Annotated in this window: 14 protein-coding genes and 2 rRNA genes (1 of these 16 running past the window's edge); 6 read left to right on the top strand and 10 right to left on the bottom strand. The window is 60.1% G+C overall.

Features of this window, described 5'->3' with window-relative positions; translation table 11 throughout:
* A 23S ribosomal RNA gene (locus tag Aeroheme_RS20185) occupies positions 1 to 2,129 on the top strand (it extends 761 nt beyond the left edge of the window).
* 125 nt (positions 2,130 to 2,254) lie between these two features.
* Positions 2,255 to 2,369: ribosomal RNA gene (rrf, locus tag Aeroheme_RS20180) — 5S ribosomal RNA — on the top strand.
* 99 nt (positions 2,370 to 2,468) lie between these two features.
* On the opposite strand, the gene Aeroheme_RS20175 is transcribed toward rrf, so the two are convergent.
* The 3 genes from Aeroheme_RS20175 to ilvY all read right to left on the bottom strand — a co-directional run bounded on the left by Aeroheme_RS20175 (position 2,469) and on the right by ilvY (position 6,320).
* Positions 2,469 to 5,042, bottom strand: a complete 2,574-nt coding sequence (locus Aeroheme_RS20175; protein WP_411166455.1) for a GNAT family N-acetyltransferase — start codon at positions 5,040 to 5,042, stop codon at positions 2,469 to 2,471.
* A 90-nt stretch (positions 5,043 to 5,132) separates the two neighbouring features.
* Entirely contained in the window at positions 5,133 to 5,324 is a 192-nt protein-coding gene (locus Aeroheme_RS20170) for a hypothetical protein (RefSeq protein ID WP_111913734.1), read from the bottom strand.
* Between the two features lie 102 nt (positions 5,325 to 5,426).
* On the bottom strand, positions 5,427 to 6,320 hold the full coding sequence (ilvY, locus tag Aeroheme_RS20165) for an HTH-type transcriptional activator IlvY (protein ID WP_411166454.1): 894 nt from the start codon (positions 6,318 to 6,320) through the stop codon (positions 5,427 to 5,429).
* 212 nt (positions 6,321 to 6,532) lie between these two features.
* On the opposite strand from ilvY, the gene ilvC reads away from it, so the two are divergent.
* Entirely contained in the window at positions 6,533 to 8,014 is a 1,482-nt protein-coding gene (ilvC, locus tag Aeroheme_RS20160; RefSeq protein WP_111913732.1) for a ketol-acid reductoisomerase, read from the top strand.
* A gap of 160 nt (positions 8,015 to 8,174) precedes the next feature.
* Here the strand turns inward: ilvC and pgi are convergent, their stop codons facing one another.
* The 7 genes from pgi to coaBC form a co-directional block, all read right to left on the bottom strand.
* The gene (pgi, locus tag Aeroheme_RS20155) at positions 8,175 to 9,824 is read right to left on the bottom strand and encodes a glucose-6-phosphate isomerase (protein WP_411166453.1); all 1,650 of its coding nucleotides are present in this window, start codon (positions 9,822 to 9,824) and stop codon (positions 8,175 to 8,177) included.
* Between the two features lie 418 nt (positions 9,825 to 10,242).
* Positions 10,243 to 11,079 (bottom strand): mechanosensitive ion channel domain-containing protein, encoded by an 837-nt coding sequence (locus Aeroheme_RS20150; RefSeq protein ID WP_106885449.1) that lies wholly within the window; start codon positions 11,077 to 11,079, stop codon positions 10,243 to 10,245.
* A 181-nt stretch (positions 11,080 to 11,260) separates the two neighbouring features.
* Positions 11,261 to 11,356 (bottom strand): hypothetical protein, encoded by a 96-nt coding sequence (locus tag Aeroheme_RS20145; RefSeq protein WP_392415242.1) that lies wholly within the window; start codon positions 11,354 to 11,356, stop codon positions 11,261 to 11,263.
* A gap of 16 nt (positions 11,357 to 11,372) precedes the next feature.
* Positions 11,373 to 11,468, bottom strand: coding sequence for a hypothetical protein (locus tag Aeroheme_RS20140; RefSeq protein ID WP_392415240.1), 96 nt, complete (start codon positions 11,466 to 11,468; stop codon positions 11,373 to 11,375).
* Between the two features lie 16 nt (positions 11,469 to 11,484).
* Positions 11,485 to 12,081 (bottom strand): nucleoid occlusion factor SlmA, encoded by a 597-nt coding sequence (gene slmA / locus Aeroheme_RS20135; protein WP_005323760.1) that lies wholly within the window; start codon positions 12,079 to 12,081, stop codon positions 11,485 to 11,487.
* A 70-nt stretch (positions 12,082 to 12,151) separates the two neighbouring features.
* Positions 12,152 to 12,610 carry a dUTP diphosphatase gene (gene dut, locus Aeroheme_RS20130; RefSeq protein ID WP_025328776.1) on the bottom strand — a complete coding sequence of 153 codons (459 nt, stop codon included), beginning with the start codon at positions 12,608 to 12,610 and terminating at the stop codon, positions 12,152 to 12,154.
* A gap of 121 nt (positions 12,611 to 12,731) precedes the next feature.
* A complete protein-coding gene (gene coaBC / locus Aeroheme_RS20125) occupies positions 12,732 to 13,934 on the bottom strand; it encodes a bifunctional phosphopantothenoylcysteine decarboxylase/phosphopantothenate--cysteine ligase CoaBC (RefSeq protein WP_411166452.1) in 1,203 nt (400 codons plus the stop codon).
* Between the two features lie 147 nt (positions 13,935 to 14,081).
* Between coaBC and radC the strand changes: the two genes are divergently transcribed.
* The 3 genes from radC (at position 14,082) to rpmG (ending at position 15,308) form a co-directional block, all read left to right on the top strand.
* Positions 14,082 to 14,756, top strand: coding sequence for a RadC family protein (radC, locus tag Aeroheme_RS20120; RefSeq protein ID WP_163156784.1), 675 nt, complete (start codon positions 14,082 to 14,084; stop codon positions 14,754 to 14,756).
* 136 nt (positions 14,757 to 14,892) lie between these two features.
* Entirely contained in the window at positions 14,893 to 15,129 is a 237-nt protein-coding gene (gene rpmB / locus Aeroheme_RS20115; protein ID WP_005307492.1) for a 50S ribosomal protein L28, read from the top strand.
* Between the two features lie 11 nt (positions 15,130 to 15,140).
* On the top strand, positions 15,141 to 15,308 hold the full coding sequence (gene rpmG, locus Aeroheme_RS20110) for a 50S ribosomal protein L33 (RefSeq protein WP_005323752.1): 168 nt from the start codon (positions 15,141 to 15,143) through the stop codon (positions 15,306 to 15,308).
* The last annotated feature ends 66 nt before the right edge of the window (positions 15,309 to 15,374 follow it).

The following is a 15,374-nucleotide window of genomic DNA, read 5'->3' as shown; positions in this document are numbered from 1 at the left end:
TGGGGGTGAAAGGCCAATCAAACTCGGAGATAGCTGGTTCTCCCCGAAAGCTATTTAGGTAGCGCCTCGGACGAATACTACTGGGGGTAGAGCACTGTTTGGACTAGGGGGTCATCCCGACTTACCAACTCCATGCAAACTCCGAATACCAGTAAGTAATATCCGGGAGACACACGGCGGGTGCTAACGTCCGTCGTGAAGAGGGAAACAACCCAGACCGCCGGCTAAGGTCCCAAAGTTCTGGTTAAGTGGGAAACGATGTGGGAAGGCTCAGACAGCTAGGATGTTGGCTTAGAAGCAGCCATCATTTAAAGAAAGCGTAATAGCTCACTAGTCGAGTCGGCCTGCGCGGAAGATGTAACGGGGCTCAAACCAGGCACCGAAGCCGCGGATTCACACTTATGTGTGAGTGGTAGGGGAGCGTTCTGTAAGTCTGCGAAGGTGTGTCGAGAGGCATGCTGGAGATATCAGAAGTGCGAATGCTGACGTAAGTAACGATAAAGGGGGTGAAAAGCCTCCTCGCCGGAAGACCAAGGGTTCCTGTCCAACGTTAATCGGGGCAGGGTGAGTCGACCCCTAAGGTGAGGCCGAAAGGCGTAATCGATGGGAAGCAGGTTAATATTCCTGCACGACTTGTAATTGCGATGGGGGGACGGAGAAGGCTAGGTGGGCCAGGCGACGGTTGTCCTGGTGAAAGTGCGTAGGTGGTGTTTCTAGGCAAATCCGGAGACACAACACTGAGACACGAGACGAAGCCACTACGGTGGTGAAGCCATTGATGCCCTGCTTCCAGGAAAAGCCTCTAAGCTTCAGATTACAAGTCATCGTACCCCAAACCGACACAGGTGGTCGGGTAGAGAATACCAAGGCGCTTGAGAGAACTCGGGTGAAGGAACTAGGCAAAATAGAACCGTAACTTCGGGAGAAGGTTCGCTCTTGACAGTGAAGTCCCTTGCGGATGGAGCAGTTGGGAGTCGCAGTGACCAGATGGCTGGGACTGTTTATCAAAAACACAGCACTCTGCAAACACGAAAGTGGACGTATAGGGTGTGACACCTGCCCGGTGCCGGAAGGTTAATTGATGGGGTTAGCGCAAGCGAAGCTCTTGATCGAAGCCCCGGTAAACGGCGGCCGTAACTATAACGGTCCTAAGGTAGCGAAATTCCTTGTCGGGTAAGTTCCGACCTGCACGAATGGTGTAACCATGGCCATGCTGTCTCCACCCGAGACTCAGTGAAATCGAATTCGCCGTGAAGATGCGGTGTACCCGCGGCTAGACGGAAAGACCCCGTGAACCTTTACTACAGCTTGGCACTGAACATTGAACCTACATGTGTAGGATAGGTGGGAGGCTTTGAAGGCGTGACGCCAGTTGCGCTGGAGCCGTCCTTGAAATACCACCCTTGTATGTTTGATGTTCTAACGCAGGGCCCTGAATCGGGCTCGCGGACAGTGCCTGGTGGGTAGTTTGACTGGGGCGGTCTCCTCCCAAAGAGTAACGGAGGAGCACGAAGGTTGGCTAATCCTGGTCGGACATCAGGAGGTTAGTGCAATGGCATAAGCCAGCTTAACTGCGAGACGGACAGGTCGAGCAGGTACGAAAGTAGGTCATAGTGATCCGGTGGTTCTGAATGGAAGGGCCATCGCTCAACGGATAAAAGGTACTCCGGGGATAACAGGCTGATACCGCCCAAGAGTTCATATCGACGGCGGTGTTTGGCACCTCGATGTCGGCTCATCACATCCTGGGGCTGAAGTCGGTCCCAAGGGTATGGCTGTTCGCCATTTAAAGTGGTACGCGAGCTGGGTTCAGAACGTCGTGAGACAGTTCGGTCCCTATCTGCCGTGGGCGTTGGATGATTGAAGGGAGTTGCTCCTAGTACGAGAGGACCGGAGTGAACGAACCTCTGGTGTTCGGGTTGTCACGCCAGTGGCACTGCCCGGTAGCTAAGTTCGGAATCGATAACCGCTGAAAGCATCTAAGCGGGAAGCGAGCCCTGAGATGAGTCATCCCTGACCCCTTGAGGGTCCTAAAGGGCCGTTGGAGACCACAACGTTGATAGGTGGGGTGTGTAAGCGCGGCGACGTGTTGAGCTAACCCATACTAATTACCCGTGAGGCTTAACCATACAACACCCAAGAAGTGTTCTAAGGCTTGTAGCAAATAGAACGAACTACTCAAATTCAGTGATAGCGACCAGCCAATAAGGCCAAGTCGTTATTCACGTCAGCTTTCCGAGATTGAAGTTTTTTGCCTGGCGGCCATAGCGCCGTGGAACCACCTGATCCCATGCCGAACTCAGAAGTGAAACGCGGTAGCGCCGATGGTAGTGTGGCATTCGCCATGCGAGAGTAGGACACTGCCAGGCACCCAACACGAAGAACCCCGCTCATCGAGCGGGGTTTTTTATTGCCTGAAATTCACAGCCTGCATCTATATTCGGTTGATTTATAACCGAATCCCACCTTCATCGGCCCTGATCTGCACAGGGCAGCACCATATTGACTACGCCGTCTTCCAGCTGGATGTCGATCTGGAAACCCAGCCGCTTGGCCAGGTTGATCATGCCGCGATTGCTGGGCATGGTCATGCCCGACAGCTGGCCGATGCCGCGCTCTCTGGCGTAGCGCACTATTTTCTCCATCATCAGCTTGCCGAGCCCCAGCCCTTTCATATCCGATCGCACCAGGATGGCGAATTCCGCGTCAGACTGGTCCGGATTGGAGATGGCGCGCACCACTCCCAGGATCTGCTGGTTGAAGGCGCCTTCCTGTCCGACTGCGACGAAGGCCATCTCCCGGTCATAATCTATCTGGGTCATGCGGGCCAGCTCTTCGTGCCCCAGCTCCCCCACGTCGGCGAAGAAGCGTTTGTATCTGTCCTCATCGGAGACCTTGAGCACGAACTGCTTGTGGGCCGGTTCATCCTCCGGCCGGATCGGGCGCAGCAGGACATGGCTCTGATCCTTGAGCCAGGCACCCTCCTCCAGTTCGGTGGGATAGGGGCGAATGGCCAGTGGCAGCATCTGCCGACCCTCTTCCATCAGCACCAACCTGGCATCCAGGATCACCATCTCTTCACCACAGGCCTGCAGCGGGTGCAGATCCAGCTCCTGGATTTCGGGGAAGGCCAGCAGCAGTTCTGAGAGCTGGCACAAGACCTGGCCGAGGGCATCGATATCGAGTCGTACCGGACTGGCCTGTTCGCGGATCTTGCCGTTCTTGAGGGCACCGATGATCTGGTAGCGAGCGAGAGCCTGGTTGAGCGGTGGCAGGGCCGCGACCATTTCGTGGGGTTCGGCGCCTGACTCCCCGAGCAGGATGACGGGGCCGAACACGGGATCCTGCTGCAAGCGGATCCGCAGCTCCAGCCCCCCGCTGCGGCGCGCCATGCGTTGCACCAGCAAGCCTTCTATTCGGGCCCCCGGATCGTGCTGGCGGACCCGGTCCAGGATGGCATCCGCCGCCTGGGCCACTTCCGCCGAGGTGCGCAGATTCAGCATGACACCGTGCACCTCGGACTTGTGGGCTATGTCAGGTGAGCGCAGCTTCACCGCCACCGGATAGCCTATCTGCTCTGCGGTCAGCGCCGCCTCGATGGCATCGGAAACGATCCAGGTCGACAGGGTGGAGAGGCCGGCCGCCTGCATGATGGGTTGTGCCAGGTGGGTATCCAGTACCCGCTGCTTGCGATCCAGCGCCTGGCGGAGCAACTGCTGGCAACGTTCGACATCTAGCCTGTCCCCTTGCAGGGAGGCGGGGGTTTCCATCAACTGCTTCTGGTTGCGGCGATATTCCACCATGTGCATGAAGGCGGTGACTGCACTCTCCGGGGTGCGGTAAGTGGGGATCCCCGCCTCATTGAACAAGCGGCGACCCTCCTGGGCCGAGTATTCTCCCGCCCAGTTGGTCAGGATATTGAAACGCCTTGCCCTGGGGTGCTGCTTGAGGAAATCGATCAGATTGCTGGCCAGGGTTGCACCGCGGGCGGTAAGGGAGGGGGCGTGGATCAGCAGAATGGCATCGGCCCCGTCTCCTTGCAGCAGATCGTCCAGCGCGGTTCTGTAGGCCTCCACATCGGCATCGCTGCCTATGTCCAGGGGAGGCATGGCCATCTTGCCACCGCGCGCCAGCAGCACGTCTGCGGCCATGTTGGCCAGACCGCGCCCGTTGGAGAGGATGGCGAGTCGCTCCCCCTTGAGGGTCAAGGAGTGGCTCAGGGTTTCGACGGTGGCAAACAGCTCATGGGTATCCCGGACCCGCAGCATGCCGGCCCGGCGGATGGCGGCGTCATAGACGTTGTCGAGGCCGTTGGCCGGATCGTGGCGGCCGCTCTTGAGTACCAGAATGGGCTTGTTGCGGGAGGCGGCGCGGGCGGCGGAGAGAAAGTGACGGGCATCGTGCAGCTTGTCCATGTAGATCAGGATGGCGCGGGTTGCCCCGTCGCGGGAGAGCTGATCCAGCAGCTGGCCGAAGTCGATGTCGCAGTGATCCCCAAGCGAGACGAAGGCCGAGAAGCCAATCTCCCGCTGTTTGGCCCAATCGAGAATAGTGGTGCTGACGGCCGCCGATTGGGACAAAAAGGCCACCTGCCCCGGGGTGGCGGCTATGGGGGAAAAGCTGGCGTTGATGCCCTGCCCGGGCAACAGCATGCCCATGCTGTTGGGGCCGAGCAGGCGGATGCCGTATTGCTGGCAGAGCTGCCTGAGCCGCTGGCGCTCGTCGCCGGAGAACTGGGCGGCCAGTATGATGGCTGCGCCGGTCCCCTTCTTGCCGAGCTCCTCGATGAGCGGCAGTACCCGCTCGCGCCGGGTGCAGACGATGGCAAGATCCGGAGAGAGGGGGAGGCTCTCGATATCGGGATAGGCGAGCACGCCGGCGACGGCCCGGCAGTGGGGGCTGACCGGCAGTATGGGGCCCTTGAACTGGCCCGCGAGCAGATGCCGGATGACTACATGCCCGGCCTTCTGGGGGTCACTGGAGGCACCGATGACGGCAATCGATTGGGGTTTGAAGAGCCGATCCAGGCCGCTTGCTTTCATGGGCACTCCTCATGGCGACCCCCGAGGCGAGGGTGACGTATGGTGCCAGTCTAATACGCTTCAGGCGTTCATTCTGTGACCCATTGCGGATCACGACCGGGCCAGGGCATTGGCACGCAGATAAAATCTCAGCTCACCCTGGATGCACAACACAGTGGCCAGGTGCCTGTCCTGCACATAGATCTCCTGCTCCCGATCGAGCGAGGTGCGCTGGACTCCGAGGCTCTGCAGGTACTCTGCAAACAGGATGGCACTCTGGATTTCGACAAGATGCTGGCTCACGGCATGGTCCTCTGTGGTGGATGGGTTTGCCGGCCAGTGTCCCCTCTTCTCCAGGGGTTTCATACTGACACATTTGACACTGATGCTGGGGCCATCCCGGAGTCAGCGCAGTCCTCCCTGACCGCGGGCCGTGTTCCAGAAGGCGCGGATCAGCGGCTCCTCCAGCCGCTTCTTGAGCACGGCGATGCCGACATCGAACGGCTTGAGGGCAGGCTTGGGGTCGACGATGCGCACCTTGTCCCCCATGGGGCTGTGGTCGATCACGGCGGCAGGCACCAGGCCTACGCCGAAGCCGAGGGCGACCATGGCGACTATGCCTTCATTGCCGGCGACCTCGGCATAGATGTTGGGGGCTATGCCCTTGTTGCGAAACCACTGATCACAGCGTTTGCGGGCCAGCCCCTGCTCCGAGAGGATGAGTGGCAGCCGCTCCCAGTCGGGCTCCCCCTGCGAGAACCACTGGCTTTGCTGGGGGGCATTGCGGGGGGCGATAAACACCAGCGGCACCTGCTGCAGGCTGGCGAACTCCAGCTTGGCAGAGAGCGCATCCGGTCTGGCAGCGATGGCGAGATCGGCCTCGTCGGCCAGGATCTTGTCCACTGCCAGGGCGGGGTCGCCGGTCTCCAGCTTGATCTCGAGCTGGGGATAGCGGCGACGAAAGCGCTCCAGCACCTCGGGCAGCAGGAAGTAGCTGGCGGTGACCGAGCAGAACACCCGCAGCCGGCCCTGCAACGGCTCGTCGCTGCGCCTGAGTTCCTGCTTGAGCCGCCGCCACTCCTGCAGCAGGCTGCCACCGAACTCCCGCAACTTCTCCCCGGCCGGGGTGAGCCGCACGCTGCGATTGTCCCGCTCGAACAGCACGCAGCCGGTCTCCTGCTCCAGCCGCTGGATGGCGCGGCTCAGGGTGGAGGGGCTGACCGCCATGGCATCGGCGCTCTTGCCGAAGTGGAGGGAGTCGGCGAGGTGGAGAAACAGCTCGAGATTGCGAAGGTCCATCTTTGAATTCCTGCAGCGGCGCTTGTGCCGACTATATCCGTTCAGGCAGCTGCACCGGGCGGGAAAAACGGCCTGAGATTGCCAAGAGTCACATTTCAATTTATGCAACGTACTGTTTCGAATATATCAGTTCAGGCAATAAGTGTCCCGCGCTATAGTGGTTTGGACAACGCCGCTACCCGGCATGGAATCAATCGAACGGAGCAATCACCATGGCTAACTATTTCAACACCTTGAACCTGCGTCAGCAGTTGGCCCAGCTGGGCAAGTGTCGTTTCATGCAGCGCGAGGAGTTCGCTGACGGTTGTGCGGCGCTCAAGGGCAAGAAGGTGGTGATTGTGGGCTGTGGCGCCCAGGGTCTGAACCAGGGTCTGAACATGCGCGACTCCGGGCTGGACATCTCCTACGCCCTGCGCAAGGCCGCCATCACCGAGAAGCGCGCCTCCTGGCAGAAGGCCACCGACAACGGCTTCGTCGTCGGTACCTACGAAGATCTGATCCCGACCGCGGATCTGGTACTGAACCTGACCCCGGACAAGCAGCACTCCGACGTGGTGAAGACCGTCATGCCGCTGATGAAGCAGGGTGCCGCCCTGGGTTACTCTCACGGTTTCAACGTGGTGGAAGAGGGTCAGCAGATCCGCGCCGACATCACTGTCGTCATGGTGGCGCCCAAGTGCCCGGGTACCGAGGTGCGTGAAGAGTACAAGCGAGGTTTCGGCGTACCGACCCTGATCGCCGTTCACCCGGAGAACGATCCCCAGGGTGAAGGCATGGCCATCGCCAAGGCCTGGGCCTCCGCCACCGGCGGCGACCGTGCGGGCGTGCTGGAATCCTCCTTCGTGGCGGAAGTGAAATCCGACCTGATGGGCGAGCAGACCATTCTGTGCGGCATGCTGCAGGCAGGTTCCCTGCTCTGCTACGACAAGCTGGTTGCCGAGGGCACCGATCCGGCCTACGCCGGCAAGCTGATCCAGTTCGGCTGGGAGACCATCACCGAGGCCCTGAAGCAGGGTGGCATCAGCCTGATGATGGACCGTCTGTCCAACCCGGCCAAGCTGCGCGCCTTCGAACTGTCCGAGCAACTGCGCACCCTGATGCGTCCGCTGTTCGAGAAGCACATGGATGACATCATCGCCGGCGAATTCTCCCGCGGCATGATGGCCGACTGGGCCGAAGACGATGCCAAGCTGTTCGGCTGGCGCGAAGAGACCGGCAAGTCCGCCTTCGAGAATGCCCCGGCTTATGCGGGCAAGATCGCCGAGCAGGAGTACTTCGACAACGGCGTGGTCATGGTGGCCATGGTCAAGGCGGGTGTCGAGCTGGCGTTCGAAACCATGGTGGCCTCCGGCATCTATGAAGAGTCCGCCTACTACGAATCCCTGCACGAGTTGCCGCTGATCGCCAACACAGTCGCCCGCAAGCGTCTGTACGAGATGAACGTGGTGATCTCCGACACCGCCGAGTACGGCAACTACCTGTTCGCCAACGCCGCCGTGCCGCTGCTGCGTGAGCACTTTATGCCGACCCTTCAGGCTGGTGATTTGGGCAGTGCCCGTGCCGAGAGCAAGGCGGTGGACAACCTGGCGCTGCTGGCCGCGAATGAAGCGACCCGCAACCACCCCATCGAGCAGATCGGCCAGACCCTGCGTGGCTATATGAAAGACATGAAGCGCATCGCTGTTGGCGGCTAAAGCCGGCCATGCTGGCGATGGAAGGGCGGGGGTGACGATCCCCGTCTTCTGGCTGGCTTAGACACCTGGCCAGATCTCCACAGGATGGCAACGCCAGCTCCCGGCAATAAAAAGCCCCGCTCAATGAGCGGGGCTTTTGCATTCAGAAAGACTTGGAAAATCAGGCTTTCCAGGATTTCCAGGTGTTGATCAGACCGTTGGTGGAGCTGTCGTGGCTGGTGACGGCGTCATTGCTGCCCAGCTCCGGCAGTATCTTGTTGGCCAGTTGTTTGCCCAGCTCCACGCCCCACTGGTCGAAGCTGAAGATGTTCCAGATTGCGCCCTGTACGAAGATCTTGTGCTCGTACATGGCGATCAGGGCACCCAGCGTCTTCGGGGTCAGGCTCTTGAACAGTATGCTGTTGGTCGGGCGGTTGCCTTCGAACACCTTGAACGGCACCAGATCCTTGACCTGCTCCAGGGTTTTACCAGCAGCCAGGAACTCGGCTTCGACCTGTTCTTTGCTCTTGCCGAAGGCCAGTGCCTCGGTCTGGGCGAAGAAGTTGGCCAGCAGTTTCGGATGGTGGTCGCCGATAGGGTTATGGCTGATGGCCGGCGCCAGGAAGTCACAGGGGATCAGCTTGGTGCCCTGGTGGATCAGCTGGTAGAAGGCGTGCTGGCCGTTGGTGCCCGGCTCACCCCAGATGATGGGGCCGGTCTGGTAGTCAACCGGCTTGCCGTTGCGATCCACGTACTTGCCGTTGGATTCCATGTTGCCTTGCTGGAAGTAGGCAGGGAAGCGGTGCATGTACTGATCGTAGGGCAGAATGGCTTCGGACTCGGCACCATGGAAGTTGTTGTACCAGAGACCGATCAGCGCCAGCAGCACAGGCACGTTCTGCTCATAGGAGGCAGTGGCGAAGTGCATGTCCATCTCGAAGGCGCCTTGCAGCAGGGCTTCGAAGTTGTCGAAACCGACGGACAGGGCGATGGGCATGCCGATGGCGGACCAGGAGGAGTAGCGGCCGCCAACCCAGTCCCAGAACTCGAACATGTTGTTGGTGTCGATGCCGAACTCGGCCACGGCCTTGCCGTTGGTAGAGAGGGCAGCGAAGTGCTTGGCCACGTGTGCCTTGTCACCGGCGATCTGGATGAACCAGTCGCGGGCGGTCAGGGCGTTGGTCATGGTCTCCTGAGTGGTGAAGGTCTTGGAGGCCACCAGGAACAGGGTGGTTTCCGGATCGATCTTCTTGAGCGTCTCGGCGATATGGGTGCCGTCGACGTTGGAGACGAAGTGCATCTGCAGGTGGTTTTTGTAGGGGCGCAGCGCCTCGGTGATCATCACAGGACCCAGATCGGAACCGCCGATGCCGATGTTGACCACGTGCTGGATCGCCTTGTCGGTGTAGCCTTTCCACTCGCCGGAGATAATCTTCTCGCAGAAGCCTTTCATCTTGGCCAGTACGGCCTTCACTTCCGGCATCACATCCTTGCCGTCGCACTCTATGGGGCGGTCGGAACGGTTGCGCAGGGCCACGTGCAGGACGGAGCGGTCCTCGGTCATGTTGATCTTGTCGCCGTTGAACATGGCATCGATCGCGCTGCGCAGATCGGTCTCTTTGGCCAGATCGATGAGCAGCTTGAGCGTCTCCTCGGTGATCAGGTTCTTGGAGTAGTCGACCAGGATGTCGCCTTGATAGGTGAGGGAGAACTTGTTGAAACGCTGGGGATCCTGGGCGAACAGATCTTTCAGCCGGGTCTCTTTGTTCGCTGCAAAGTGGGCTTCCAGTGCCTGCCAGGCCTGGGTCTGGGTTGGATTGATATTTTTCATAGGATTACCGATCTTCCAAGTTGTGTTTGAACCTTGCAGGCAAGGCTCCCGCCAAACCTTATTATTCGAGCACTATACCGGGCCCATTATACCGAGCACATGGTGCGGCCCGTGTAACAGAGCTTTACCAATTGTCTGCATCGAAGGAGTTTACAACCAAAACGCTGCGATTATGAGTCAGCAGAGGCCATGAGATCTTGCGTTGGCTCATGCTTCGCCGGTCTCGTCAGGTTGAAAGGGGTTTCAATGTGGCAGGGGGGAGGCGGGGCGCACCAGGTGCCGGAGATGGGATGACGCGGCCGCCTTTGAACGGGTGTCGGGCAGGGGCCAGACCGTCCTGGCGGTGGCTGGCTTTTCCCCTGCCCCGGAAACGACAATGCCAGCCCGGAGGCTGGCATTGTGGCCATCATGACTGGATTCAGGCCTGGGTCTTCTGCATGTGCATGACCATCTGGGGGAAGGGGATCTCGACGCCCTCGGCATCGAAGGCCAGCTTCACCTTCTCGTGGAAGTCGAACCAGACACCCCAGTAATCGCCAGTCTTGACCCAGGGCCGCACCACTATGTTGACCGAGGAGTCGGCCAGGGCGGCGACGGCGATGACGGCTTCCGGATCTTTCAGGATGCGTGGGTCCTCGTTCACCAGTCGCTCCAGGATCTGCTTGGCCTTGCGCAGGTCAGAGCCGTAGCCGATGCCGAAGGTCATGTCGACCCGGCGGGTATCCATGCGCGAGTAGTTGACTATGGTGCCGTTGAGGATGGCGGAGTTCGGTACTACCACCATCTTGTTGTCACCGGAGGTGAGGGTGGTGGTGAACAGCTGGACGGACTGCACCACGCCGTTGGTGCCCGCTACTTCAATAAACTCGCCCGCCTTGATGGGGCGGAAGATGATCAGCAGGAAACCGGCGGCGAAGTTGGAGAGGGACCCCTGCAGCGCCAGACCTATGGCCAGACCGGCGGCACCTATGATGGCGACGAAGGAGGCGGTCTGCACCCCGACTCGGCCCAGGGCCGCTATCACCACGAACACCAGAATGGTGTACTTGAGGATGCTGCCGACGAAGTGGGTGACTGTGGCATCCAGCTTGCGGGTCTGCATCACTCTGACCACGCCACCGCTGAGAATATTGGCGGCGATGTAACCGACCAGCAGGGTGAGCAGGGCGGCGGCGATGTTGACCGCGTACTCGATGATCAGCCCCTGGTTGTTGACCAGCCAGGTCTGCGCTTCGGTAATGATCTCGGGTTCCATAGGATGTCCTGTTGGTATAAAGGTTTATGGCGCATGAATCTAACACCGGAACGCGACAACCTGGGTCGCATCTGGTGCTTATTTTGTGCCATAGCAAGCTGCCACAAAAAACAAGGGAGGCCAAGGCCTCCCTTTGTGTTCCAGTCCATCTGCGCCGGCATGGCCGCCGACGATTGCACATTCAACTCTGCAATAGCTGGCTGCGCATAAACTGCCATTGATCTTCGAACCCGGCGGTGGGCTTGAGCTTGAACTCGGAGCGGACGCCTTGGTCGATCCGCTCCTCTGGCTACTCAGCTTTGCAGCAGTTGGCTGCGCATAAATTGCCACTGATCTTCGAACCCGGCGGTGGGCTTGAGCTTGAACTCGGAGCGGACGTCTTGGTCGATCCGTGCCTCTGGCTACTCAGCTTTGCAGCAGTTGGCTGCGCATAAACTGCCACTGATCTTCAAACCCGGCGGTGGGTTTGAGCTTGAACTCGGAACGGACGAACTGGCTGATCCGTCCCTCGGCATAGGCCAGCAACAGGTTGGCCAGCATGGTCTCATCGAGCTGGAAGCCCTGGCCTTCCCGCAGCCGCTTCTCCCTCAGAGCCTGCTTGAGCTGGGTCTCCAGCTTGTCAAACAGGGCGCTGATGCGATCCCGCAGCCGATCGTGCTCGCCCAGCAGGGCGTCGCCGTTGAGGATGCGGGTGATGCCGGGATTGCGCTCGGCGAATACCAGCAGCAGCTGCAGTATATGGTGGCAGCGGGCCATGGTGTCCTTCTCTTCGGCCATGATCAGGTTGACCCGTGACAGCAGGGAATCCTCGATAAAGTCGATCAGCCCCTCGAACATCCGCGCCTTGCTCGGAAAGTGCCGATAGAGGGCAGCCTCGGACACACCCACCTCGGCCGCGAGGCGCGCCGTGGTGATGCGCTGGCCCGGACTGGTTTCCAGCATGTGGGCGAGTGCCTGCAGGATCTGATCGCGCCGACTCTGTTTCTGGTTACTGCTTGCCATGGATTCCCCTAAAAAAACAATGGCTTGATTCTGTTATTAGACACAGACCCCAGGGGCCTGTGTGGTCTTGTTATTGGCGACCAGAAGAACCAAACCCACCTTCACCCCGTTCACTTTGATTGAACTCATCGACCAGCTGGAAGCTGGCCTGCACCACGGGCAGGATCACCAGCTGGGCGATGCGCTCCCCTGGCTGCATGGTGAAGCTGTCGTTGCCGCGATTCCAGACCGAGACCATCAGCTGGCCCTGGTAGTCGGAATCGATGAGGCCGACCAGGTTGCCGAGCACTATGCCGTGCTTATGACCCAGGCCGGAGCGGGGCAAGATGGTGGCGCACAGACCCGGATCCTGAATGTGGATGGCGAGCCCGGTCGGCACTAGCGTGGTGTCGCCCGGGGCCAGCGTGATCGGTGCATCCAGCAGGGCGCGCAGATCCATGCCGGCGGAACCCGGAGTGGCGTAGGCAGGCAGCGGGAAGTCGGTGCCGATGCGGGCATCCAGGATTTTCAGTTCAATTTGTGTCGTCATGAATCGTTTTTCAATTGGATCGCCCGGGGGCGATCGAGTGGTTCAGTGGGCGCCCTTGGGTCGCCCAGCATGTTGTCAATGCGATGCCGATCGCCTTGAGTCCGCCGCCAGTGGCAGTGACTCAGGGTCGATAGTGGCGTGCAATCAGGGCGACAAGATGACGAGCCAGCGTCAGCTTGTCGGCCAGGGGCAGGGCGGCCTGACCCCCTTGCCAGAAGACGGTCAGGGCGTTGTCATCGGCATTGAAGCCTTGACCCGCGCGGGACACGTCGTTGGCGGCGATCATGTCCAGCCGCTTACGTCGCAGTTTGTCGAGGGCGTATTGTTCCACATCCACGGTTTCGGCGGCAAATCCGACGGTGAAGGGCTTGTCTGACAGTGCCCCCACGGCAGCTATGATGTCGGGATTCTTGACCAGGGTCAGCGCCATCTGGTCGTTGTCACCTGTCTTCTTGATCTTCTGGCTGGCGACCTGGGCCGGGCGATAGTCCGCCACGGCGGCGCAGCCGATGAAGAGATCGCACTCATGAACCCGGCTCATCACCGCCTGGTGCATCTGCAGGGCGCTCTCCACATCGACCCGCTCAATCCCCTGGGGAGTGGCCAGGGCGACCGGGCCGCTCACCAGCGTCACCTCGGCACCCGCCTCGCGGGCGGCGCGAGCGATGGCGTAACCCATCTTGCCGGAGCTGTGGTTGCTGATGTAGCGCACCGGATCCAGCGCCTCGCGGGTCGGCCCGGCGGTGAGCAGCAGCTTGACCCCCGCCAGCAGCGGCTCGGCAGTCAGCTGCTGGCAGCAGCGCTCCACCAGTTCGAGGGGATCCAGCATCCGGCCCGGACCCACGTCACCGCAGGCCTGGCTGCCGGAGTCCGGCCCCCACAGCAGGATGCCGCGGCTGGCCAGAGTATCGAGATTGGCCTGGGTGGCGGCGTTGCGATACATCTGCTGGTTCATGGCCGGTGCCAGCGCCACGGTTGCCGGGGTGGCCAGGCAGAGGGTGGTCAGCAGCTCGTCGGCCATGCCGGCGGCCATGCGCGCCATCAGGTTGGCGCTGGCGGGGGCGATCAGCACCAGATCCGCCCACTTGGCCAGCTCGATGTGGCCCATGCCCGCCTCGGCGGCCGGATCCAGCAGGCTGTCGGCGACCGGGTGGCCGGAGACGGCCTGCAGGGTCAAGGGAGTGATGAACTCCTTGGCGGAGCGGGTCATCACCACCCGCACCTCGGCCCCCTGATCTTTCAGGCGACGTACCAGCTCGGCACTCTTGTAGGCGGCGATCCCGCCACTGACACCCAACAGGATGCGTTTATCGGCCAATCTCATCTGCTGCTTCTCTTTCGGCTCACTCTGACTGGTCGGCTAAGATAGCACAGGCGATGGACGACGACAGAGGCTGACATGGGGGAGTTGTGGTCGGGCTCCCGCGATTTTTTGCTATGTTTTCTCTCAATAGCCATGAGGGAGAGACAAATGAGCATCAAGGAGTGGCCGGAAGATGAGCGCCCCCGGGAGAAGCTGTTGCGCCGTGGGGCGGGGGTGCTGTCCGATGCGGAATTGCTGGCGATCTTCCTGCGCACCGGGGTCAGCGGCCTGAGTGCGGTGGATCTTTCCCGCCAGCTGTTGCTGCAGTTCGGATCCTTGCGGGCGCTGCTCGGGGCCGAGCAGCAGGCTTTTTGCGGCGCTCACGGGCTGGGACCGGCCAAATATGCCCAGTTGCAGGCGGTGCTGGAGATGGGCAGACGGCATCTTGCCGAGCAGTTGCAACGGGGGGAGGCCCTCACCTCTCCCCAGTTGACCCGGGAGTATCTGCAGGCTCAACTGCGGGACAGGCCGCGGGAGGTGTTTGCGCTGTTATTGCTCGATAACCAGCACAGAGTGATTCAATTTGTTGAACTTTTCTACGGCACCCTGGATTCGGCGAGCGTCTGGCCCAGGGAAATCGTGCAGATCGCGCTCAAACATAATGCAGCCGCCGTGATTCTGGCGCATAATCACCCGTCCGGCGTAGCCGAGCCCAGTCGGGCCGACCGCCAGATCACGGATCGGATCCTGGCCGCCCTGGCCTTGGTCGATATCAGAGTGCTGGATCACTTGGTGATCGGTGACGGCATCACGGTTTCTTTCGCAGAGCGTGGTTGGTTATGACTGGGCTCTGGCACTGTATTAGTTGATCTTTGATCACGGATGCTGTATAAAATGCCGCCTTCTGTTTGCCCCGCAATCGAAGGCCAGCGGGGCAGATATTTGCTCGAGCAATGAAGTAAGATTTGGAGAGACTGACATGTCTAGAGTATGCCAAGTAACCGGCAAGCGCCCGGCAGTTGGTAACAACCGTTCGCACGCTAACAACGCTACCAAGCGTCGTTTCCTGCCGAACCTGCACACTCACCGTTTTTGGGTTGAGAGTGAAAAACGCTTCGTAAGCCTGCGCGTATCCGCAAAAGGCATGCGTATCATCGACAAGCGCGGCGTTGAAGTGGTTCTGGCTGAACTGCGTGCCAGCGGCGTTAAGGTATAAGGAATTAGATCATGGCTAAAGGTATTCGCGATAAGATTCGCCTGAACTCCAGCGCCGGTACTGGTCACTTCTATACCACTACCAAGAACAAGCGCACCATGCCCGAAAAAATGGAGATCAAGAAATTTGATCCCGTTATTCGTCAGCATGTGATCTACAAGGAAGGCAAAATCAAGTAATTACTTGATGCTGCATTCCCAAAAAACCCGGCTTAGTGCCGGGTTTTTTTATGGGTGAAATTCAGT

The organism is Aeromonas sp. DSM 116730 (assembly GCF_046581335.1).
In the GTDB taxonomy this organism is placed as follows: Bacteria; Pseudomonadota; Gammaproteobacteria; order Enterobacterales; family Aeromonadaceae; genus Aeromonas; species Aeromonas rivipollensis.
Note: the sequence above shows the minus strand (reverse complement) of the source record. Positions and strands in the feature narration are given on the sequence as shown.

Excerpts from the sequence above, each read along its gene's own strand:
- ilvY (WP_411166454.1), bottom strand. The coding sequence starts at position 6,320 with ATGGACCTTCGCAATCTCGAGCTGTTTCTCCACCTCGCCGACTCCCTC.
- rpmB (WP_005307492.1), top strand. The coding sequence starts at position 14,893 with ATGTCTAGAGTATGCCAAGTAACCGGCAAGCGCCCGGCAGTTGGTAAC.
- dut (WP_025328776.1), bottom strand. The coding sequence starts at position 12,610 with ATGACGACACAAATTGAACTGAAAATCCTGGATGCCCGCATCGGCACC.
- coaBC (WP_411166452.1), bottom strand. The coding sequence starts at position 13,934 with ATGAGATTGGCCGATAAACGCATCCTGTTGGGTGTCAGTGGCGGGATC.
- pgi (WP_411166453.1), bottom strand. The coding sequence starts at position 9,824 with ATGAAAAATATCAATCCAACCCAGACCCAGGCCTGGCAGGCACTGGAA.
- radC (WP_163156784.1), top strand. The coding sequence starts at position 14,082 with ATGAGCATCAAGGAGTGGCCGGAAGATGAGCGCCCCCGGGAGAAGCTG.
- Aeroheme_RS20150 (WP_106885449.1), bottom strand. The coding sequence starts at position 11,079 with ATGGAACCCGAGATCATTACCGAAGCGCAGACCTGGCTGGTCAACAAC.
- rpmG (WP_005323752.1), top strand. The coding sequence starts at position 15,141 with ATGGCTAAAGGTATTCGCGATAAGATTCGCCTGAACTCCAGCGCCGGT.
- slmA (WP_005323760.1), bottom strand. The coding sequence starts at position 12,081 with ATGGCAAGCAGTAACCAGAAACAGAGTCGGCGCGATCAGATCCTGCAG.
- ilvC (WP_111913732.1), top strand. The coding sequence starts at position 6,533 with ATGGCTAACTATTTCAACACCTTGAACCTGCGTCAGCAGTTGGCCCAG.
- Aeroheme_RS20175 (WP_411166455.1), bottom strand. The coding sequence starts at position 5,042 with ATGAAAGCAAGCGGCCTGGATCGGCTCTTCAAACCCCAATCGATTGCC.